The organism is Gilliamella sp. wkB171, assembly GCF_001693755.1.
Lineage (GTDB): Bacteria > Pseudomonadota > Gammaproteobacteria > Enterobacterales > Orbaceae > Gilliamella > Gilliamella apicola_F.
Window position 1 is genome coordinate 1 of sequence record NZ_LYST01000026.1, and the last position, 377, is coordinate 377.

1 protein-coding gene is annotated in these 377 nt (G+C 29.2%); it reads right to left on the reverse strand.

From position 1 onward, the window contains the following. Window positions 1-10 precede the first annotated feature (10 nt). Window positions 11-377 (reverse strand): glycosyltransferase (locus A9G03_RS02790; RefSeq protein ID WP_218837065.1); only part of this gene is annotated, 367 nt, incomplete at its 5' end.

Consider the following 377-nt stretch of genomic DNA (forward strand, 5'->3'; position numbering starts at 1 on the left):
CTTCCTTAATTTAATGACGATTTAATTTTCTATATAAATACATTAAGTAACTTTTTATTCCCTTAACTATCGCCCCTTTTCGAAAAAATTGTTTGGCATAAACTCTATAATCAACCGCTCTCATTTTATTTTTGTAAGATTTTAAGACGTCATTACTCCACGGCGTGAAATGTTTATAGAATTGATATAAATTTTGTGACAAACCTTCATGCTCGATGTGCCACATTTTTCTAGGGCCGGTGAAATGAATAAAGTAAGGTAATGTTTCTTTATTATCGAAAAAAGTCTCTTTTTGTTTATCTGTCATCCAAGTAAATAAATAATTCCATTTAGCGTCAATTATTTTTATGTGATCTTGTAACACAATATTTAAGGCA